Raw genomic sequence first — 20,577 nt, 5'->3', positions numbered from 1 at the left:
CGGGAACGACAAGGCTATATTGCCATGACTTACCTTCGCCCGTCGCTGCGGGTTTTTGCCTTCGGTGCCCTTTTCTTCCTGACCGCCTGCGGCGGCGCGCGCGATAGCGGCCAGACGCTCAAGATCGGCGACCAGCTCCACGCGCTCAAATCCTCGCTCGACGTGTCGGGCGAAGGCCGGCCGGCCGACTACAAGATCGAATGGGCGAATTTCGTCGGCGGCCCGCCGATCATCGCGGCGCAGACGGGCGGCTCGCTCGATGTCGGCTGGATGGCCGAAACCCCGCTGATCTTTGCCCAGGCCGCGGGCAGCCCGGTGAAAATCGTCGCGGTGAGCAAGACGGTCGAGGGCGGCGGGTCGCCCTATGCGCTCGTCGTCAAGCCGGACTCCCCCATTCGCAGCATCGCCGACCTCAAGGGCAAATCGGTGTCGTTCATGAAGGGCACGGTGCTGCACTATTTCGTCTCGCGCCTGCTCGACAAGCAGGGGCTGTCGCTCAAGGACATCAAGACGGTTCAGGCGACGGGCTTCGGCACCGGGCTGCTCGACAAGGGGTCGGCCGATGCGATCACCATCGGCGAGCCCTGGCTGACGCAGGCGCTCGATGCCGGGAAGGTACGTGTCCTTGCCAGCGGTGCGCCGCCGAACACGCCCGGCTTCTTCTATCTGGTGGCATCGGACGCCGCGCTCGCCGACCCGGTGAAGGCGAAGGCGATCGGCGACCTCGTCGCACGCGCCGCGCGGGCGACGCGCTGGCAGCGCGAGAACCCCGCGAAGGCAGCGCCCGCGCTCGCCAAGCGCTATAATGTCGACGTCGCGATCGCGGAAAAGATCATTACGCGCGCACCCGCAAGCTACGCGCCGATCAGCGATACGATCATCGCGGCACATCAGGACGAAGCCGATCTGTTCTTCAAGGAAGGGCTGATCCGCAAGAAGCTCGACGCGTCGCAAATCTTTGACAAGCGCTACGACGACATCGTCGCGGCGCAGGAGGTGGCGAAGTGAACGCACCCACCTCCATCGCGCTCGCGGGCGATCCCGGGCGGCTCGTCCAGCCGGTCGTCCGCAAAACCGGCAATCGGCCCGAGCGTTTCTCTTTCGCACGCCGCGCGACGGGGCCGCTGATCATCGTCGCGCTGTGGGCGATCTCGACGAGTGCGGGGTGGATCGATCCTTCGATCCTCCCCTCGCCCGCCGGGCTCGTCGCGGGATGGCAGCAGCTCTGGACCGAACAGGCGCTCGCATCGCAGATTGCGACCTCGCTCACGCGCGCGCTTGTCGGCGGCGCCGTCGGCATCGTCTTCGGGCTGGTCCTCGGGACGATCGCGGGACTGTCAAAGCTGGGCGAGGAGCTGTTCGACGCGCTGCTTCAGATGCTGCGCACCATCCCCTTCCTCGCGCTCGTGCCGCTGTTCATCGTCTGGTTCGGGATCGGCGAGGCACCCAAGCTGCTCCTCATCGCGCTCGCGACAATGTTCCCCATGTATCTCAACACCTATGCCGGGGTGCGCAACGTCGACCGCAAGGTGATCGAGGCGATGCGCAGCTTTGGACTTAACGGGCGCCGCCTGATCCTCGAGGTCGTGCTGCCGCTCGCGCTGCCGCAGATCTTCACCGGGCTGCGCTTCGCGCTCGGCGTCTCGGTGCTCGTGCTGATCGCCGCCGAACAGATCAACGCCTCGGCGGGGCTCGGTTACCTGCTCAATAGCGCGCAAATGTACCAGCAGGTCGACGTCATCCTGATCTGTATCGCCATCTATGCTGTGCTCGGCCTCAGCGCCGACCTGATCGTCCGCTCGCTCGAACGGCTGTTCATGCCGTGGCGCGCGGGCATTGCCATCCGATAGGAGCACCCCGATGACCGCCGTCCTTTCAATCGATTTTGCCGCCGCCGCGCGCGTCTCCGAACCCGATTTCGCGCTCCATCCCGTCGCTGTCGAAGTCAGCGCAGTCAGCCGCACCTTTTCGGGCAACACCGTCCTCGACCGCCTCGATCTTACGATCCACAGCGGCGAGTTCGTCGCGCTGCTCGGCGCGTCAGGAAGCGGAAAGACCACCTTGCTGCGCATCCTCGCCGGGCTCGATGCCCCCGACGGCGGCGAAGCGTGGGTGCCCGAAGCACGCACGGTCGTCTTCCAGGAACCGCGCCTCGTCCAGTCGAAGAGCGTGTGGAAGAATGTCGTGATCGGCTTGTCGGGCGAGGATGCGTCGCGCGAGCGCGCCGTGGCGGCACTCGCCGAGGTCGGGCTCGATCATCGCACCGATGCCTGGCCCGCAACCCTGTCGGGCGGCGAGGCGCAGCGCGCGGCGCTCGCGCGAGCGCTGGTGCGCGAACCGCGGCTGCTGCTGCTCGACGAGCCTTTCGCGGCGCTCGACGCGCTGACGCGACTCAAGATGCAGCGGCTGATCGGCGAACTCTGTCAGGCCCACGGCCCCGCGACCCTGCTCGTCACGCACGACGTCGAGGAAGCGATCCTGCTCGCCGACCGCATCCTTGTGCTCAAGGAAGGCCGGATCGGGTACGACACGCGCGTTCGCCTGCCGCACCCGCGCCGTGCGGGCGGCGAGGAATTCGACGCGCTGCGCGCTACGCTGCTTGCCGAACTGGGCGTGCCGCAGGACGGGTAAAAGCGTCAGGCGGCCCGGTTCGCGACGAGATCGTCGACCACGGCTGGATCTGCCAGCGTCGATGTATCGCCGAGCGACGAGATATCGCCTTCGGCGATCTTGCGCAGAATGCGGCGCATGATCTTGCCCGAGCGGGTTTTCGGCAGCCCCGGTGCGAACTGCACCGCGTCGGGCGTCGCGATCGGACCGATCTCGCTCCGTACCCATTTCACCAGCTCGCCGCGCAGCGCGTCGTCCGCTGCGCAGCCGGCGTTGAGCGTGACATAGGCGTAGATGCCCTGCCCCTTCACCTCGTGCGGCATACCCACAACCGCGGCCTCGGCGACTTTCGGATGCAGCACCAGCGCGCTCTCGACCTCGGCGGTGCCCATGCGGTGCCCGCTTACGTTGATGACGTCATCGACACGGCCGGTGATCCAGTAATAGCCGTCCTCGTCGCGGCGGCAGCCGTCGCCGGTGAAATATTTGCCGGGATAGGTGGTGAAATAGGTCTGGAAGAAGCGCGCATGATCGCCCCACACGCTGCGCATCTGTCCCGGCCAGCTCCGCGCGATGACAAGATTTCCCTCGGCCGCGCCGTCAAGCACCGCCCCCTCGCCATCGACAAGCTGCGGCGCGACGCCGGGCAGCGGCCGTGTCGCGCTGCCGGGTTTGAGCGCGGTTGCGCCGGGCAAGGGCGCAATCATCGCGCCGCCGGTTTCGGTCTGCCACCAGGTATCGACGATCGGGCAGCGCCCCTCGCCGACGACATGATGATACCAGCGCCACGCCTCTGGGTTGATCGGTTCGCCGACCGTTCCCAGCAACTTCAGCGATTTGCGCGACGTGGCTGCGACGAAATCATCGCCATCCTTCATCAACGCACGAAGCGCGGTGGGGGCTGTGAAGAGGGTGTGGACATTGTGGCGGTCGACCACCTGCCAGATCCGGCTGGCGTCGGGCCAGTTGGGCAGGCCCTCGTACATCAAAGTCGTCGCGCCGTTGGCGAGCGGGCCATAGAGGATGTAGCTGTGCCCCGTCACCCAGCCGATATCGGCGGCGCACCACCACACGTCGCCCGGCTGATAGTCGAAGCAAAGCTCATGCGTCAGGCTCGCCCAGAGCAGGTAGCCGCCGCTGCTGTGCAGCACGCCCTTCGGCTTGCCGGTCGAACCTGACGTGTAGAGGATGAACAGCGGATCCTCGGCATTCATTTCCGCGGGCGGGCAATCGGCGGCGACGCCCGTCGCCGCGTCATGATACCAGATGTCGCGGCCTGCGGTCATCGCGACCGGGCCGCCGGTCGCACGAACGACGATCACCTTTTCGAGCGCGGGCGCGCGCTTCGCGGCCTCGTCGACATTGGCCTTCAGCGCGATGCGCTTGCCGCCGCGCCGCCCTTCGTCGGCGGTGACCACCACCCGGCTGTCGCAATCGGTGATGCGGCCCGCCAGCGCTTCGGGAGAGAAGCCGCCGAAGACCACCGAATGGATCGCGCCGATGCGCGCGCAGGCGAGTATCGCGAACGCCGCCTCGGGGATCATCGGCATATAGATGGTGACGCGGTCGCCCTTGCCCACGCCTTGCCCCTTCAGGACATTGGCGAAGCGGCAGACCTCGCGATGCAATTCGCGGAAGCTGATGCGACGCGGCTCTTCGGCCGGTTCGTCGGGTTCCCAGATGATCGCGACATCGTCAGCGCGGTCAGCAAGATGGCGATCGATGCAGTTCGCCGCGACGTTGAGCGTGCCGTCGGCAAACCATTCGATGCGAAAATCACCTTCGTCGAACGACCAGTCGCCCGCCGTGACCGGCGCCGTCATCCAGTCGAGCCGCAGCGCCTGCTCCAGCCAGAAAGTATCGGGCGCGGCGAGCGACATTTCGTATATCGCGGCACAGGCCGCTTCGCCGAGCGCCTGCCCTTTCCACTCCGCCGGAACCGGATATATATCGGGCATGCCGCGCTCCTCCGTCATTGGCCGCGGATCGGAAGCATGGGCGCTTTCGCCGCGGGGAGAGCGACCTTGAGCTCGCCGGCCAGCGTCGGCGCGATCTGCCGCATGTCGATCAGGCCCAGATTCTTGCCCGCGGCGATCCCCGGCCCTGTAATGAAGAAGGACGAGTGCATGTCGGGGCGCACGCTGCGCGTCGAAAAGGCGCCATGCGCGCCGCCCTTGGATTCCTTGACCAGCGGCCCCGCCATCGCATTGCCCATCCGGTACCCGGGCTTGAATGCCACGACATATTCGGCTGCGGGGGGAAGGCCGCGATTGGCATATTCGTCGCGCGCGTAGATGCGCTCGATCCCGTTCGCCGGATCGGCCGCCAACTTTTGCAGATATTCGGCGACGCGCGTCTTCGTCTTCTGGTCCTTGCGGTCCTGGAGCACGATCATCGCCGAGCCGCCGACGTACCAGACGAAGGCCTTCCACGAGGTGACCTCCTGCTCGTCGCCCTTGCCCGCCAGCTTGATGAAGCCCGCGTCGACGAAAGCCGCGTTCAGGTTCACCTGGTGCGTCACCTTGTCGAAACCGTGATCGGACACGACCGCAACGACGCCGCCGGGGTGCGTCTTCCGATAGGCGGTGACGACACGCCCGACGGCGGTGTCGATCCGTTCGAGCGCCGCGTTGCCTTCGGCGCTGAACGGACCATACTCATGCTGCTGATGGTCCAGCCACACGAAATGGACCGTCAGCAATTCGGGATTTTTCTGCTCGATCAGCGCGATCGCATCGTCGGCGATCTTCGCATCATCCTCGTCATCTCCCTCGACAAGGTTGAAATCGATGTCGGCGGCCTTCTTACTCACCGGCCAGAAGATGCTGCCGGTTTTCAGGCCGGCCGCCTTCGCCGCGCCCCACAGCGTCGTCGCCCGGATCTGGGCATAGCTGCCGTAGCTTTTGGGCAGCTTCGCGGTCGGTGCGAAGGGGCGGTTGTTGTAAATGCCATGCTCGGCGGGCAGCACACCCGTAACCAGGGTCGTGTGGTTCGGATTGGTCACCGTGGGATTCACGTTGATCACTCCTTGCGCATAGCTTCCTTCCTTCAGGAAGCTGCGCAGCACGGGAATCGTCAGCCCATATTTGTCGGCTTCGAGTACCGCGTCGGGCCGGAGACCGTCGATCGAGATCATCAGCACGGGGTGACGGCCGGACGCTTCGGCGGCGGCTGGGGCCGCCGGGTTCGTCTGGGCGCACACCGCGCTCACCGGCAGCCCCCCACCAGGACAAGTGCGATCGAAAACTGGATTGTCCGCCAAAATTTCATGACTGGCTCCACAAATACATGGTGGTGTTGGACGGGCTGCTACCGCGTCAGAACCGGTGCTCGAGCTTCAGCTTGAACTGGCGCCCGCGCGGATTGACCGTGCCCACGAAATAGCCCTCGTCCTCGTCGGCTACGGGCGGGTCGGCGTCGAAGACATTGTTGACGCCAAAGGTTACGCGCGTGTCGTCACCGGGCCCGAAGGCATAAGTGACGCGCGCGTTGTGCAGGATCGCCGGCTTCACGCGCAGGTAGAAGCGCTTGATGCCATTGTCGTCGAAGGTCATGATGCTCTTCGGCCGGCCGAGCGCCTCATAGATCGCCTCGGTGGTCGACGCCGATGTGTCGGCATAGGGCCCATAATAGCTGGTGAACCAGCCGAGCGACCAGCCGCCGCTCTTCCAGTTGACCGATGCAATGCCTTTCCATTTGGCGCGCTTGTTCTTGCCGAGTTCGTCGTTGACGATGCCATCGCCGGCCAGTTCCTCGTCGCGCTTCAGATAATGCGTCGCTTCGGCCTTCAGCGTGAATTGGCCGAGTCCGAAATCGGGCACGCGATACTGCAGCGCGATGTCGATCCCCGCGAGCTTGCGCGAGCCGAGGTTGATATAGTCGTTGATCAGGCTGGTGATTTCACCGACGACCGCGCGCTTGGTCGCATTGGTCGGCTGCGCGGCGTTGTAGGCGTTGAAGGTCGCGATATCGACCGCCGTCGGCGCGCGGCGGCTGACGCGGCTATTGCCCGCATAATTTGCCGTTCCCGACCCGAGGTCGACCTGGTCGATCGGCTTGCCCGAGGCGAGCGCGGCCTGCGTGGCGAGATCGAGCAACAGTTCGTCGGTCGCGAGCACCTCGGTGTTGCCGAGCGCGGTGATCGCATCGCGCTGGTTCAGGCGCCAATAGTCCACGGTGAACGACAGGCCGCGAACACCGGGCACTTCCATCGCGATGCCCGCGCCGAAATTCTTCGCCCTTTCGGGGTTGAGCCGGTCGTTGCCCTGGCGGAAGGTGCGGCGCGGCGCGCTGTCGTCCGCGGCCGAATTGGTGACGTCGCGGCGATAGGGATCGGCCGTATAGTTCACGCGCAGCAGCGGCGTGGTGTTCGTCTGCGCGAGGTTCGGCGCGCGGAACGATTCATTGTAGGATGCGCGCAGCTTCAACCAGCGCGCGGGCGCCCAGAGGACGCTGTATTTGGGCGTCGTGCTCGATCCGTGGATCGAGAAGCGCTCGTGGCGGATCGCGGCCCCCAGTTCGAGATGATTGAACAGGAAGAAACGGTTGTCCTCCGTCACCAGCGGCAGCGCGACCTCGGCATAGGCGGCCTGCACATTCTGCTTGGCGTCGATGTCCGAATTGGGGCTCATCGCGATGAAGTCGTTGTCATTTTCGCGCAGGTACGGGAAATCATTCCCCGATCCGGGCGGGTTGAGCCCCGCGAACGGCGCCTTCCACGCATGATAGCTTTCCCAGCGCGCCTCGGCACCCGCCGCGACCTGGATCGGCCCGCCGCCAAAGGGAAGCTTCCAGAGCTCGCCGCCGATCTTTGCATCCCACACGATGATCTGCGTTTTGCCGTAGCGATTGTCGGTATCGTACATCGGCTCGGTGACCGTCGTCGGGTTCACATAGGGCTGGTCGACAACGACGCGGTTGTTCACCACCTTGAAGGTCACGGGGAACGGATTGTAGGCGCTGGCATCGGTGCGCGCGAGCGCCCGGCGGAGCAGCGATTCACGGAAGATGTTCGACTCGGTTTCGTGGCTGTAGGCGCCCGACACGAGCAGGCCGCTTTCCCACGACCAGCTGTCGCCGAACTTGCCGCGCGCGCCCGCCATCGCACGATAGAAGGTCGAATCGACCTCGATATAGCGATCCTTGGTCCCCGGCGGGATCAGGCCCGACACGATGGTGACGTCGGCGGGCGTGCCGAGGATGCGCGCGGTGCCGTCGGCGTTCGGCAGGCCCTGCGGATGATAGAAGCGCGTGCCGAACGGGTTATAGGGGTTCGATGCCGGGACATAGAGGCCGGGTTCGTTGACATTCTGCATGTTCGCCGCTTCGCGCTGGCTGTTCGCGTGCGAGCCCGAGAAGAGGACGTCGCCGAAGACCGTGAAGCTGTCGTTGAACTCATGTTCGATGAACATCGCGAGGTTGAGGCGCTTCAGGCCGGGCACGAGGGTGCGGTGCGGCAGGCGGTTGTCATAATATTCGTCCTCGGGATTGCCGAGGTTGCGCGAGGGCGTGGTCTGCTTGAAATTCACCGCGCCATCGGCGCCAGGATAGAGGAAGAAGGTGCCATCGGCCGCGACCGTCGCAACGCCGCCCGTCGGCGAGGTCGAGGTCGAAATGCCGCGATTGCCGTCGGGGCGCCCGCCGTTGAAGGTCAGGAAGTCCGACTGGATGAAGCCGCGGCGGAACTGGCCATAATGGGTGATCGTGCTGCCGTTATCGAGGTCGTTGTCGAGCGAGAAGTTCGTACCCGTCGCCGGATTGACGATCGGCAGGCCATCCCACGGCGCAGGCAGCTTGCGCGTACGCCTGAGATCGGATTGCGAGCCCCATTTGCGGTCGCCGAAGAGCAGGTCGTTGCGCCGGAAATAGTCGGCCGAAATACCGATCGACGTCTGGCCGAACTGAAAGGTCTTCGCCGCGGTGACGCGGAATTCTTCGGCGCCGCCATGCTGCGTGATCGCGCTTTCCATCGAGATGCGCCCGCGGTCCTTGGTCGGCGAGATGATGTTGTTGATCACCCCCGCCGCGGCGTCGGCGCCGTAGATCGCCGACGCGCCGTCGCGCAGCACTTCGATGCGCGACACCAGCGCCGTCGGAACGACGTTGGCGTTCGGCGACAGCGAAGGCACGCCCTGGTCAGTACCCGAAATCGGGTGCGGCGCCATGCGGCGGCCGTTGATCAGCAGCAGGGTGCTGCCCGCGCCGATGCCGCGAAGGTCGGGCGAGGACACGTCGCCGCGCGCGCCCTGCGAGGCGATCGTGCCCTCGTTGATTTCGGGCGGCGATGCCGATGGCAGCGTTTCATAGAGGTCGGCGCCGGTCGATCCGCCGCGCAGGTCGATTTCCGACTGGTCGATGACCGTGACCGGCAGCGCAGTTTCGGCGCGCCGGATATTGGTGCCGGTCACGACGATTTCCTTCGTCGGCGCATCGGCTTCGGCGTCAGCTTCGGCGGGCGCCGCGTCGGCGGGCGGGGCCGCATCCTGCGCGCGGGCGCCCGCGGCCGTGGCAAGCGCGAACATCATCGCCGTGCCACATAGAATCGAATGACGAGCTTTCATGTTTCCCTCCGCATTAAGCAAAAATCGCAGTCTGGGTAGGCAGCGGCCGCCCATTGGCGCGGCAGCTTGATATCTGGGGGCGCGGACCTTTGCCGGACCGCGCCCGTCAGGCGCGCTTCATCGCCGGATGAACAACGCCACCGTTGCGCTGGCGGCACTCGCCCCCGCGACAATCAGGAACACCAGCGACGTGTCGTGATGCGTATCCATGAAGCCGCCGATCAGCGGCTCGCCGAGCCCGGCGAAGAGATAGGCGAAGAAGTTCATGATCCCGATCGCGGTCCCCGCCCTCTTGTGTCCGACGAGGTCGGGACACAGCGCCCAGAAGGAGGACTGGGGGCCGTAGACGAAGAAGCCGCACAGGAAGAGCGTGGCGAGGCCGAGATACACGTCGCTCGCCGGGATCGTGTACATGAACAGCGAGGTGACGGTGGCGAGCACCATATAGAGGACGATCGCGAGATAGCGTTTCGACCCGAAGATATTGTCCGACACCCAGCCGTTGGTCGCGGCGCCGATTGCCATCCCGACGGGCAGCGCGACGCTGATCCATTGCGGGTCGATGAAGCTGGTCGACGCAGCCCCGCCGTCGCCGGCGCCGCCAAGGAAATGGACGGGTACCCACACGAGCAAACCGTAGCGCGCCGAATTCTGGAAACCGATGGCGAGGCCGCCGAGCAGCAGGCGCCAGTTGGAGAGCACCGCCTTGTAGCGTGCCCACGAACTTTCGTCGTCGGCGACGTCGGGAGCCGCATCCTCGTCGGCGACATCATCGTGCGGCGACTGGAAGCCCAGGTCTTCGGGGCGTTCGCGGGCAATCAGGTAGAAGGCGATGCCCCCGACGAGCATCAGCAGCACGGGCAGGCGGAAAATCCAGCGCCAGTCGAGTTGCAGCGTATGCACGACGACGATCGACGTGACGAAGGAGAGCACCGACGCCATGCCGGCAGCAAACACATAGAAGCCGAACACCTTGCCGCGTTCGTGCTTGCCGAACCAGTTCGACAAGAGCCGGCTGCCGGGCGCCCAGCCCATCGCCTGGAAATAGCCGTTGAGGCCCCACAGCGCGCCGAGACTGAGCACGCCGGTTGCGAAGCTTGCGGCCCAGTTGGTTATGCACGAGAGGATCGCGCCCGCGCTCATCACGCGGCGGCCGCCGAACTTGTCGCCAATGTTGCCGTTGATCGCCTGCCCGATCGCGTAGCACCACAGCAGCGCCGCGCTGACCCAGCCGAGCGTTTCCTTCGACACGCCGAATTCCGCCTGAATGCCCGGAATGGCAAAGCCGAACGTCTGACGACCAGTATAAAAGAACAGATAGCAGAACATCGCCGCAAAAAGCATGCGATGCTGCGCTCTCCGAAATAGCATACTACTATCTGTTAAGTTACGGAGATCCGTAACACCTTTTTGAACCACGTTCATTTGCATCTGTCCCGTGAATAGGCACTTTATGTGCTCTCTATTTAGTGATTCTTGTGCAGTTTTTATGACATAATATTAAATGTTCCAGGGGAGCGACCATGTCCGGACGTTGGTAAAGCCCTTCATCGCCTCGACGACGCCTTCCTTGTCGCCCAGCCCCGAATCCTTGATCCCGCCAAAGGGCGACATTTCGATCCGGTAGCCAGGGACTTCCCAGACATTGACCGTCCCGACCTCGAGCTCGGCGACGAAGCGCGTGATATAATCGAGGCGGTTGGTGCAGACGCCCGACGACAGGCCATAGGCGGTCGAGTTCGATATCCGGATCACCTCCGAAATATCGTCGGGGCAGCGAACGATCGGGATCACCGGACCGAAGGTTTCCTCGAACACCAGTTCGCAATCGGCGGGCACATGATCGACGACGGTCGGCGCGAACAGCGCCCCGCGCCGCGGCGCGCCGTGCAGGATTTCTGCGCCGCGCTCGACCGCATCGTTGACGCGGTTTTCAAAGAGGATCGCCGACCGTTCATTGATGACCGTGCCGACATCGGTCGACGGATCCATCGGGTCGCCGCTCTTCAGCAGCTTCGCCTTTTCGGCGACGAGTTTCGCGAAATCGTCGGCAACGCTGTCGACCACCAGGATCCGCTTCACCGCGGTGCAGCGCTGCCCAGAATTCTTCGTCGCTCCGGCAACCGCAAGCTCGGCGGCCTTGTCGAGGTCGGCGTCCTCCATCACGATCAGCGGATCATTGCCGCCAAGCTCGAGCACCTTGCGCTTGTAGCCTGCGGTGTTCGCGATGTGCTTGCCGACGCGGACCGAACCGGTGAAGGTCACAAGGTCCGCGTCGGGATCGGTGATCATCGCGTCGCCCATTGTCGACGGATTGCCCGTGATCACCGACAGCATCTCAGGGGGCAGCCCCGCTTCGTACAGCACATCGGCGAGCGCGAGCGCGGTGAGCGGGGTCAGTTCGGTCGGCTTCAGCACGACGCGATTGTTCGTCGCGATCGCCGGCGCCAGCTTGTGACTGACCATGTTGAGTGGGTGGTTGAACGGCGTGATCGCCGACACGACGCCGAGCAGTGGCACGCGCGTCGTGAAAATCTTGCGCTCCTTGCCCATCGGCGAAATGTCGCAGGCGTAAATCTCGCCATCATCCTTGATGGTGAGCTGCGCCGCGAACGACCACACGTCATAGGCGCGGCTCGCTTCGTAGAGCCCGTCCTTCCAGCAGAGGCCCGTCTCGGCGACGATCAGCCGCGCGAACTTCTCCTTGCGGTCGCGCAGCAGTTCGGCAGTGCGCTGCAAGATCTGCTGGCGCTCGTAACGGCTCAGCGCCGGTTTGAATGCCTTCGCCGTACGGAACGCCTCGCGGACATGCTCGGCCCGCGCCGCAGGGACAGTGCCGGTCAGCGTGTTGTCATAGGGGTTGCGGACCTCGATGACCTCGTCGGTCTGGACGAGCTTGCCGGCGATGCGCATCGATTCGAGGCGGACGGGCTGGCTGGGGGTGGTGTGGATGTTCATCTCAGCGCACCAGGTTCAGTGCCATGTCGAACGCGTCGAAGTTGCGCAGGACGCGGTCGGACCGCACCTCGGTCGGGCGGTTCGAGATCAGCGGCACAGTCTGCTCGGTCAGCCCTCCGTGGCTGCGCAGCGGTTCGGTCAGGCCCGAAAAATCGTGCCGCGCGGCGGTGGTGCCAAGCACCTTGTGGCGATCGCAGATAACAACGACATCGCCGATACGATCGATGGGCAGCTCGAAGCGCTCGCCCGCCTCCGCGGCCGCAATCGCGACCGTCACACCGTCGATCGCGCCGGCGGCGTCGATCACCGACTGGACCTTGTCGGCATCGACATAGACCGTCGCGAACGACCCGAGCGCGCCGTGGTGTGCGACATAGGGGTCGGTGATCGGCAGGATCACACGCGCCGTCCCCGCCCCGAGTTCGGCGTCGAGCACGTCCTGGAGATAGATGACGTCGGGCTGCTGCGCGCTGTCATGCTTGTCATTCATGCCGTGGTCGGCAGTGATGACGATCGTGCAGCCAGCGGCGTCGAGCTGCCCCACATAGCGGTCGAACATCGCGTAGAAATCATTCGCGGCCTTCGCGCCCGGCGCCGCCTTGTGCTGCACATAGTCGGTGGTCGAAAGATACATGAGGTCGGGGCGGAAGCTGTCCAGCAGCTTGACGCCCGCAGCAAAGATGAACTCCGAAAGGTCGGCCGAATAGACATTCGGGAGCGGCAGGCCGACGAAATCGAGCACGTCCTCGATGCCGTTTTCGGCCTTCGTCGCCTGGTCGGCCTTTTCCGACGAAAAGGCGATCGCGGTCCCGCTCGCAAAGTCCAGCCCCTTGCCGAGAAGCGTGCGCAGCTTGTCCTTGGCGGTCACCACCGCGACCTTCATCCCGGCCTGTTGGGCGGTCGCGAAGATGGTCGGCACGCGCAGGAATTTCGCGTCGTTCATCATCACCTCGACGCCCGCCTCGCGGTCGTAGAAGAAATTGCCCGAAATGCCGTGCACCGCCGGCGGCCGGCCGGTGACGATCGACAGGTTGTTCGGATTGGTAAAGGTCGGGACCACCGACAGCGCGGTCCGGTTCGTCCCCGTCCTGAGGATGCGGTCGAGGTTCGGCGCAACCCCCGCCTCGATCGCGGCCTCGATATAGCCAGGCTCGGAACCGTCGAGACAGATGACGACGACGGGCCGGTCAGGGTGCGCATAGGCGCGGCCATTGACAACGAGGTCGGCGGGGTTGGCAGGCATGTTCACAAAGTTTCTCCTCAGGCCGCGCTGGATAGAAAGGCATCGCGGGTGCCGATAAAATTGCGCCCTCGTTCGCCGTCGAGGGCATCGTCGATCGCCGCGAGCCAATTCTCGCGCGTGACGCCGTAATCGGTCGCGTCGGTCGACACGCCGAGCTCGGTCAGGAAGCCATCGAGCCGGTCGGCGCCTGCAGCGAGATCCTCGCCGAATATCCGCGTCAGCGCCTGATCGCAGGCCGCGTTCTGCCCGATCACGCTGCGCATGACGGCGGGCAGCATGAACGAACAGGCGATCCCGTGGACCGTCCCATGGTGCAGCGTCAGATAATAGGAAAGCGAATGCGCGAGCGCGGTCTTGGTGTTCGAAAAGGCAAGTCCTGCAAACAGGCTGGCGCGCGCGACGCGGGTCCGCAGCTCGAGATTGCCGAGGTCGTCGACCAATCTGGGCAATGCGTCGATCGACTCGCTCGCGGCGAAAATCGCGTGGTTCGCCGACACGGGGTTGGCGTTGACGTTCCAGATGCTTTCGAGCGCGTGCGACAGCGTGTCGAGGCCCGTCGCCAGCGTCAGTCCGCGCGGCACGCCCAGCGAGGTCGAGGGATCGATGATCGCGTGCTCGGGATAGAGATCGGGCCGGTTCAGCGAATATTTCTTGCGCGCATCGGTATCCCAGATCGTTGCCCAAGAGGTAACCTCGCTGCCGGTACCGAAGGTCGTCGGCACCGCAATGATCGGCACCGCCTTCACTGCCTCGGCGCTCTTCCGGCCTTCCAGGAAATCCTGGACATTGGCGAAGTCGCCGTTCGAGACCGCGAGCGCCTTGGCCGAGTCGATCACCGATCCGCCGCCGAATGCGACGATGACTTCGGGGGCCGTCGCGGCAGCGCCGAAGGTACGGCACAGGCCGCGCAGCCCGTTGAAGCTGGGGTTGGGTTCGACCTCGCGCGCCACGACCGCAGGGGCGCCGACACGCGCCGAAATCGCCGCAACGACATCGTCGAAATAGGGATGGTCGTTATAGGTGACGAGGGCATAGCTGCGGCCCGCGACCTTCTCGGCGACCGCCGCAACGGCGTCCTCGCAAAATGTCACCTCGACGGGATTCCCATATTTCCACGAATTCGACATCGGCGCTTCCGCCCTCCCTTTGCTCTTGTTGGGAGCCTTGAAGCCGATGCGCGCTCAATTATCCAATTGATAGTTTTCGCTTCATCTATATAAAAAATCTATGAGATATACGCAGCTCCGATCCTTCCACGCGGTCGCCGAAACCGAGAGCGTCACCGCCGCGGCGAACCGGCTGAATATCACCCAGCCGACCCTGACCACACAAATCCGCCAGTTGGAGGAGGAATATGCGGTCGAGCTGTTCGTACGCACCGGGCGGCGGATGCGGCTGACCGATGCCGGGCGCGAGCTTCAGCAGATCACGCGGCGCATGATCGCGGACGAAGCCGACGCGCGGGCCTTCCTGACCGAAAGCCGCGAACTGCGCACCGGCCATCTTCGCGTTGGCGCGGTCGGTCCCTTTCATGTGACCGAAATGCTCGTCGCCTTCCACGCCCGCTATCCCGAGATCGAGATTTCGGTGTCGATCGGCAACTCGAACGTCGTGCTGCGCAACCTGCTCGAATTCGAATCGGACGTCGCGGTGCTGGCCTATGTCGAAAATGACGAGCGGCTATGGTTCTCGCAGTATAGCGAAAGCCCGATCGTCGCATTCGGGCGCCGCGACCATCCGCTTTTCGCGCCCGATCGCGACCATATCCGCATTGCCGAACTCGACGGCCAGCCGATGGTCGCGCGCGAGCATGGCTCGAACACCCGCCGCGCGAGCGACGAGGCGATGGCGAAAGCGAATGTGCGGCCGAAGATCGTAATGGAAATCGGCAGCCGCGAAGCAGTACGCGAGGCGGTCGCGAGCGGCGTCGGCTTCGGCTTCGTCTCCAGCGCCGAATATATCGCCGACGATCGCATCCGCAGCCTGCCCGTCGTCGACGCCGAAATCTTCAACTACGCCCACATCGTGTGCCGGCAGGACCGGCTGCAATCGCGCCTGATATCGGCTTTTCTTGAGGTTACGAGCGCCCTGCCCCCGGCGGCGCACTAATCTGTCTGCGTTACCCGTCGCGTTCCAGCCGGGCGTCGGCCAGCTCGGGAAAGACCTTGCTCACCTTGCCGATCAGGTAATCGCCATAGGAGCCGATGGACTTGTGGAAATCGACCCCGTCCCAACGCGCTTCGCCCGGCTCGCTGCCCGCGGTGTCGATCGGCAGCGGCTCGACATCGGCCGCGAAGTCTGGATCGAAAAAGAGCGGAAAGGAATAACGCGACACCCCCGCACGATTGACGACGCGGTGCGGCGCTGAGCGGAAGCGTCCGCGCGTCAGGCGCTCGAACATGTCGCCGACGTTGATCACCAGCGCGTCGCCGCGCGGCGGCACGTCGATCCAGCCCTGACGCGTGCGCACCTCCAGCCCGCCCTTGTCGTCCTGCCCCAACAAGGTGAGCAGCCCGTAATCGCTATGCTCGCCGACCCCGAACCCCTCCTCGGCCCCTGCCGCGCCCACCGTCGCGGGATAATGGAATATGCGGAAGAGCAGCGTCGGATGGTGTGTCAGCCCGCGCGCGAAATGATCGGCTTCGAACCCGAGCGCCAGCGCCATACCGCGCATCAGCGCCTCGCCCGCGCGCGTTGCAGCCGCCAGATAGGCTTCGACCGCCGGGCGCAGCGCGGGCACGGCTTCGGGCCAGAGGTTCGCGCCATGAAGCGGCAGCCGCGCCGCGACGCGGGGATCGCTCGCGCCCAGCTCTTCGCCGAGATACAGCCCTTCCTTGAGGTCGGGGATGCCCGACGTGAGTTCGCCCGCGACGGGAAACCAGCCGCGCCACGCGATGCCGCCCTTGTCCATCGCGATCGCCGCCTTGTCGCGCTCGGGAAGCGCGAAAAAGGCTTCGCTCGCCGCCAGCAGGTCCGCCACGATGGCGGGGCCGATCCCGTGCCCGGCGGCATAGAAAAAGCCGAATTCGCGGCACGCCGCATCGATCCTCGCCGCCGTATCGGCAATCATCGCCTTGTCCGACATCAGACGCAGCGGCTCGATATCGATCACGGGCAGAGTTTGAGTCATCGCATCGACCTAACGCAAAAGCCGCCGCCTCGCCATGCGGCGCGCATCAGGACAGTAGCAGCGCGCCGATCCGCTCGCTCACCAGTTCAGTCCGATGCGCGCGTAAAGGTAACGCCCATTAAAGCCGAACGGCGAATAATAGGGGAAGCCGACGACGCCCGTGGTGTTGAGCGCGGCAGGCGTCGCGTCGGGATAGACGTCGAACAAGTTGCTCGCCCCGATCGCGAATTGCGCGCCCTTGGCAGGGGCGTAGCGCAGCTCCAGGTCGGTGACGACATGCTTGCCGGTCAAGATGTCGGCCGAACCGTTCGCTGCCGTTCCCGGCTGGTTGACCTCGCCATAATAGGTCGCGCGCAAAGTCGCGCCGAGCGCGTCGCCCGACCAGTCGATCGCGCCCGTCACCTTCTCGCGCGGCGTGCCCTCTTCGATCGACGCGATGCGGTTGCGGCCGAGCAGCGGCGGCGCCGGATTGAGCACGGCGGTCGAGGTCGGGATGCGCAGCACGTCGACATCGTTGAAATTGGCGGCGATGGTAAAGTCGAACGTCCCCAGCGTATCGGTCCGTGCCTTGTAGTTGGCGACGACGTCGACGCCGCGGGTGCGGGTCTTGAGGCCGTTGATGAAGAAACGCGCGGCGGGCACGTTGAACGGCGCGAGGATCGCCGCGACCTGCGGGCTGAAGCTCGCCTGGATATTCTCCGACAGAGCGAGCTGGTCGCGGATCCTGATCTGATACGCATCGACGGTCAGGCTGAAACCGCCCGCGCGGATCACCGTGCCGACAGAAAAGTTGGTCGATTTCTCAGGTTCGAGCGGCAGCCCGCCGAGCGCGGCGGCGACGGGGTTGACCGAAGGGAACTGGCCGGTCAGGACCGGCGCGCCATTCTGCACCACCGAGGCAATCGAGGTGAAATATTGCTGCTGGAGCGACGGCGCGCGGAAGCCGGTCGACGCCGTTCCGCGCAGCGCCAGCCAGTCGGCCGCGTCGAAGCGCAGCGACACCTTGCCGTTCGCGGTCGATCCGAAGTCCGAATAATCCTCGACGCGCCCGGCGAGACCGAGCAGCAGCGACCGCGTCAGCTTCGCCTCGAGGTCGAGATAGGCGCTAGCGTTGCGGCGGCTTTTCTCGATCGCATTCAATGGCGAGAAGCCGCCAAAACCCTGCGCGCCGGGTGCCTGTCCGGGGATCGCGCCGGTCGGCGGATAATCATAGGAAGCGCGCTCGCCCGCGGTGATCTTGTACCCCTCGCGGCGCCCCTCGACCCCGAAGGCGACGTTCAGCTCTTCGAAGACGTCGAAGCGGCGCGACACGTCGAGCCCGAGGACCCACTGGTCATAGGCGACCGCACCGTCATAGAAATCGGTCGGCGACGAATTGCCATAGCTATAGTTCGCCGAATTGAGCGTCCGGAACTCGATGCGGTTTCGGCCATAGCTGAGGTTGAGGTCGACATTCCATTCGCCGAGGTCGCCGCGCAGCCCGACCGCGGAGTTGAGGTCGCGCGACTTGGTGTTGATCAGCGGCAGGAACCCGTCGGGCCAGATCAGCGACACGGCGGCGGCTGCGGCGGGGAGGCGCGGAAAGGCGGCGCTCCTGCTGTCGCGGTTCTGATAGCCCGCCCAGCCATAAAGTTCGATCCCCTCGGCGACCGGCGTCCCCGCGTTGACCCACAGCGAATATTGCTCGACCTCGGGATCGCCGAAGCGCCCGGTGATCCGCGAGGGCGTGACGCGCGGGTCGAAATCGGCGCGATTGGTCGGCTTGCGGTCGACATATTCACCCGAAATCGTGACATAGCCCTCGTCACCGAGCGCGATCCCCTGCCACCCCGACACGGTCAGGACGGGTTCGCCCGTCTTGCTGCGGCTGCCGCGCGCGGTGTCGATGTCGGTATTGTAAAAGCCGTAGGTGGCAGAGACGCCGCCGCCTTCGCGCGCTTCGCGCAGGCGGACGTTGACCACCCCCGCGATGGCGTCCGAACCATATTGCGCCGCGGCTCCATCGCGCAGCACCTCGATCCGGTCGAACGCAACCGTCGGGATGGTGTTGAGATCGACCGCCGCCGAGCCGCGGCCGACACTGCCGTTGACGTTGAGCAACGCCGAGGTGTGTCCCCGCGTGCCGTTGATCAGGACGAGGGTCTGGTCGGGCGCCAAGCCGCGCAAGGTCGCGGGGCGGATTGCATCGGTGCCGTCTACCGCCGACGGACGCTTGAAGTCGATCGACGGCGCAACCGTCGCGAGCGCCTGCCCCAATTCGGTCGAACCCTGGCGCCGCAGGGTCTCGCCGCCGAGCACATCGACCGGGGCCGGCGAATCGAGCCGAGAGCGCCCTGCGGCGCGCGTGCCGGTCACGATGATTTCATCACCCTGCGCGGCTTCGTCACCCGCCGGGATGTTCGTATCCTGCGCATAGGCCGGCGCCGCAGCGAAGGCGGCAATGGCAAGAAAGCTGGTGGCGACGATGGGGAAACGCTGCATTGGGGGAGTCCTTCCGGATTGTTGCTTGTTATCTTGTCGGGAATGCGCTCGACGCGTTCGGTTACAGGCCGAGCCGCTGCCAGAATTCCTGCGCGCTCACGCGCCGCAGCTCGCTCGGAAGCGGTGACCAGGACGGATGGGGAAGCCGCTGGGTGGCGGCTACATTGCGGTGGCGGGGGTTTTCCGGGCGCCGGACTCTCATATCGTATCTCCTTTCACAGAAGCACGAATCCGACACGCGTCAGGGCTTCGTGCGCTTTAGCCGTTGGTGACGCGGAGCAAGCTGACAGCCATCAAAAGCCGCGAGGTCCGAAGACCTGCAATTTCTCTACTTATTTGATTGATATATGTCGCGCCAAGCTTTCTTGGCATCGCGAAAGGAAATATTTGGGCCGGCCCGCCGGGTTCGCTAGCTCCCGGCTCCGGCCGCCAGCGCATCGCGGAACCGCGCCAGCCGCACGACCGCCTCGTCGAGCGTCGCATGATCCTTCGCAAAACAGAGCCGCAAAATATGCCGCGGCCCCTCGCCTTCGAACAAGGCCGACACGGGGATCGAGGCGACCCCTGCCTCGCGCACCGCGCGCTCGCTGAATGCCCGGTCATCGAGCGCAATGCCCGACGCCGCAAGGTCGATACACAGAAACCATGTCGCGTCGCCCGGCAGGACGACAAAGCCCGCGCCGGCCAGCCCGCGCGCCAGCCGTTCGCGCGCCGCCGCCCATGCCGTGCGCTGCGGCGCGAACCAGTTGTCGGGACGATCGAGCCCCTCGGCGACCGCCCATTGCAACGCCGGCGGCGTCGTGAAGGTCAGGAACTGGTGCGCGCGGCCGATCGTGCGCGCCACGTCAGGCGCCGCCAACAGCCAGCCGACCTTCCACCCGGTCAGGCCGAAAATCTTGCCCGCAGACCCGATCTTCACCACGCGCGCTTCCATCCCGGGCAGCGACCACAAAGATCGATGCGGCGCGCCGTCGAACCGCACATCTTCCCAAACCTCGTCACAGATCGCGACGAGGTCGTGCCGGCGACAGGCGTCGGCGATCAGCGCGAGTTCGGCGTCGCTCGCGACCTTGCCCGCGGGATTGAGCGGGTCGTTGAACATCAGGAGCCGCGTGCGCGGCGTGATCGCGCGTTCGAGCGCATCGGCCTCGTAACGCCAGTGCGGCGGATGCAACGCGACCGATACCGGGGTGCCGCCGGCGCGGCGGATCATTGGCGCATAGCTGTCATAGGCTGGCTGGAACAGGATAACCTCGTCGCCCGGCCGGATGAGCGCAAGCAGCGAGGCGGCGAGCGCCTCGGTCGCGCCCGACGTCACGATCACCCGTTCGCGCGCAACGGCGAGTCCCTGCCGCCGCGCATAAAAGCGGCCAATCGCGTCGCGCAGTTCGGCGAAGCCGAACGCAGGGGGATATTGGCTGGACTTGTCGCGCAGCGCGCGCGCAGCGGCGTCGATCATGTCCGGCGATGACGGCTCGTCGGGAAAGCCCTGCCCGAGGTTGATTGCACCCTGCGCCGCCGCCAGCCCCGACATATGCTCGAAGATCGTCGGCGCCATCGCATCATAGAGGGGGTGCACGCGGCTCATTCCAGTC

General features: G+C 65.2%; 14 protein-coding genes. 4 read left to right on the top strand and 10 right to left on the bottom strand.

Features of this window, described 5'->3' with window-relative positions; translation table 11 throughout:
• Window positions 1–24: 24 nt before the first annotated feature.
• Genes VGN62_RS15595 through VGN62_RS15585 form a run of 3 tightly spaced genes read left to right on the top strand, consistent with a single transcriptional unit; the run spans window position 25 to window position 2,631 of the window.
• Window positions 25–1,008, top strand: a complete 984-nt coding sequence (locus VGN62_RS15595) for an aliphatic sulfonate ABC transporter substrate-binding protein (RefSeq protein ID WP_327455494.1) — start codon at window positions 25–27, stop codon at window positions 1,006–1,008.
• The gene (locus tag VGN62_RS15590; RefSeq protein WP_327455492.1) at window positions 1,005–1,850 is read left to right on the top strand and encodes an ABC transporter permease; all 846 of its coding nucleotides are present in this window, start codon (window positions 1,005–1,007) and stop codon (window positions 1,848–1,850) included. Before VGN62_RS15595 ends, VGN62_RS15590 begins: the two co-directional genes overlap by 4 nt.
• A gap of 10 nt (window positions 1,851–1,860) precedes the next feature.
• On the top strand, window positions 1,861–2,631 hold the full coding sequence (locus VGN62_RS15585) for an ABC transporter ATP-binding protein (protein ID WP_327455490.1): 771 nt from the start codon (window positions 1,861–1,863) through the stop codon (window positions 2,629–2,631).
• A gap of 5 nt (window positions 2,632–2,636) precedes the next feature.
• Here the strand turns inward: VGN62_RS15585 and acs are convergent, their stop codons facing one another.
• The 7 genes from acs to psrA form a co-directional block, all read right to left on the bottom strand.
• Entirely contained in the window at window positions 2,637–4,568 is a 1,932-nt protein-coding gene (gene acs, locus VGN62_RS15580) for an acetate--CoA ligase (RefSeq protein WP_327455488.1), read from the bottom strand.
• Between the two features lie 14 nt (window positions 4,569–4,582).
• On the bottom strand, window positions 4,583–5,821 hold the full coding sequence (locus VGN62_RS15575; protein ID WP_327455486.1) for an ectonucleotide pyrophosphatase/phosphodiesterase: 1,239 nt from the start codon (window positions 5,819–5,821) through the stop codon (window positions 4,583–4,585).
• 106 nt (window positions 5,822–5,927) lie between these two features.
• On the bottom strand, window positions 5,928–9,170 hold the full coding sequence (locus VGN62_RS15570) for a TonB-dependent receptor domain-containing protein (protein ID WP_327455484.1): 3,243 nt from the start codon (window positions 9,168–9,170) through the stop codon (window positions 5,928–5,930).
• A gap of 117 nt (window positions 9,171–9,287) precedes the next feature.
• Window positions 9,288–10,514, bottom strand: a complete 1,227-nt coding sequence (locus VGN62_RS15565; RefSeq protein ID WP_327455482.1) for an MFS transporter — start codon at window positions 10,512–10,514, stop codon at window positions 9,288–9,290.
• 156 nt (window positions 10,515–10,670) lie between these two features.
• Window positions 10,671–12,128 carry a phosphonoacetaldehyde dehydrogenase gene (gene phnY / locus VGN62_RS15560; RefSeq protein WP_327455480.1) on the bottom strand — a complete coding sequence of 486 codons (1,458 nt, stop codon included), beginning with the start codon at window positions 12,126–12,128 and terminating at the stop codon, window positions 10,671–10,673.
• 1 nt (window position 12,129) lies between these two features.
• Window positions 12,130–13,371, bottom strand: a complete 1,242-nt coding sequence (gene phnA / locus VGN62_RS15555) for a phosphonoacetate hydrolase (RefSeq protein WP_327455616.1) — start codon at window positions 13,369–13,371, stop codon at window positions 12,130–12,132.
• 17 nt (window positions 13,372–13,388) lie between these two features.
• A complete protein-coding gene (gene psrA, locus VGN62_RS15550; protein ID WP_327455477.1) occupies window positions 13,389–14,498 on the bottom strand; it encodes an iron-containing alcohol dehydrogenase PsrA in 1,110 nt (369 codons plus the stop codon).
• 100 nt (window positions 14,499–14,598) lie between these two features.
• On the opposite strand from psrA, the gene VGN62_RS15545 reads away from it, so the two are divergent.
• Complete coding sequence (locus VGN62_RS15545) at window positions 14,599–15,480, top strand: LysR substrate-binding domain-containing protein (RefSeq protein ID WP_327455475.1); 882 nt, start codon at window positions 14,599–14,601, stop codon at window positions 15,478–15,480.
• Between the two features lie 10 nt (window positions 15,481–15,490).
• On the opposite strand, the gene VGN62_RS15540 is transcribed toward VGN62_RS15545, so the two are convergent.
• From VGN62_RS15540 to VGN62_RS15530, 3 genes are all read right to left on the bottom strand, one after another.
• Window positions 15,491–16,501, bottom strand: coding sequence for an isopenicillin N synthase family dioxygenase (locus VGN62_RS15540; protein ID WP_327455473.1), 1,011 nt, complete (start codon window positions 16,499–16,501; stop codon window positions 15,491–15,493).
• Window positions 16,502–16,579: 78 nt separating this feature from the next.
• Window positions 16,580–18,982, bottom strand: coding sequence for a TonB-dependent receptor (locus tag VGN62_RS15535; protein ID WP_327455471.1), 2,403 nt, complete (start codon window positions 18,980–18,982; stop codon window positions 16,580–16,582).
• Between the two features lie 409 nt (window positions 18,983–19,391).
• On the bottom strand, window positions 19,392–20,570 hold the full coding sequence (locus VGN62_RS15530; RefSeq protein ID WP_327455470.1) for an aminotransferase: 1,179 nt from the start codon (window positions 20,568–20,570) through the stop codon (window positions 19,392–19,394).
• Window positions 20,571–20,577 lie beyond the last annotated feature (7 nt).

The organism is Sphingopyxis sp. (genome assembly GCF_035998905.1).
Classification (GTDB): domain Bacteria; phylum Pseudomonadota; class Alphaproteobacteria; order Sphingomonadales; family Sphingomonadaceae; genus Sphingopyxis.
The sequence above is the reverse complement of the archived record's forward strand: the minus strand, read 5'-3'. Positions and strand labels throughout refer to the sequence as shown.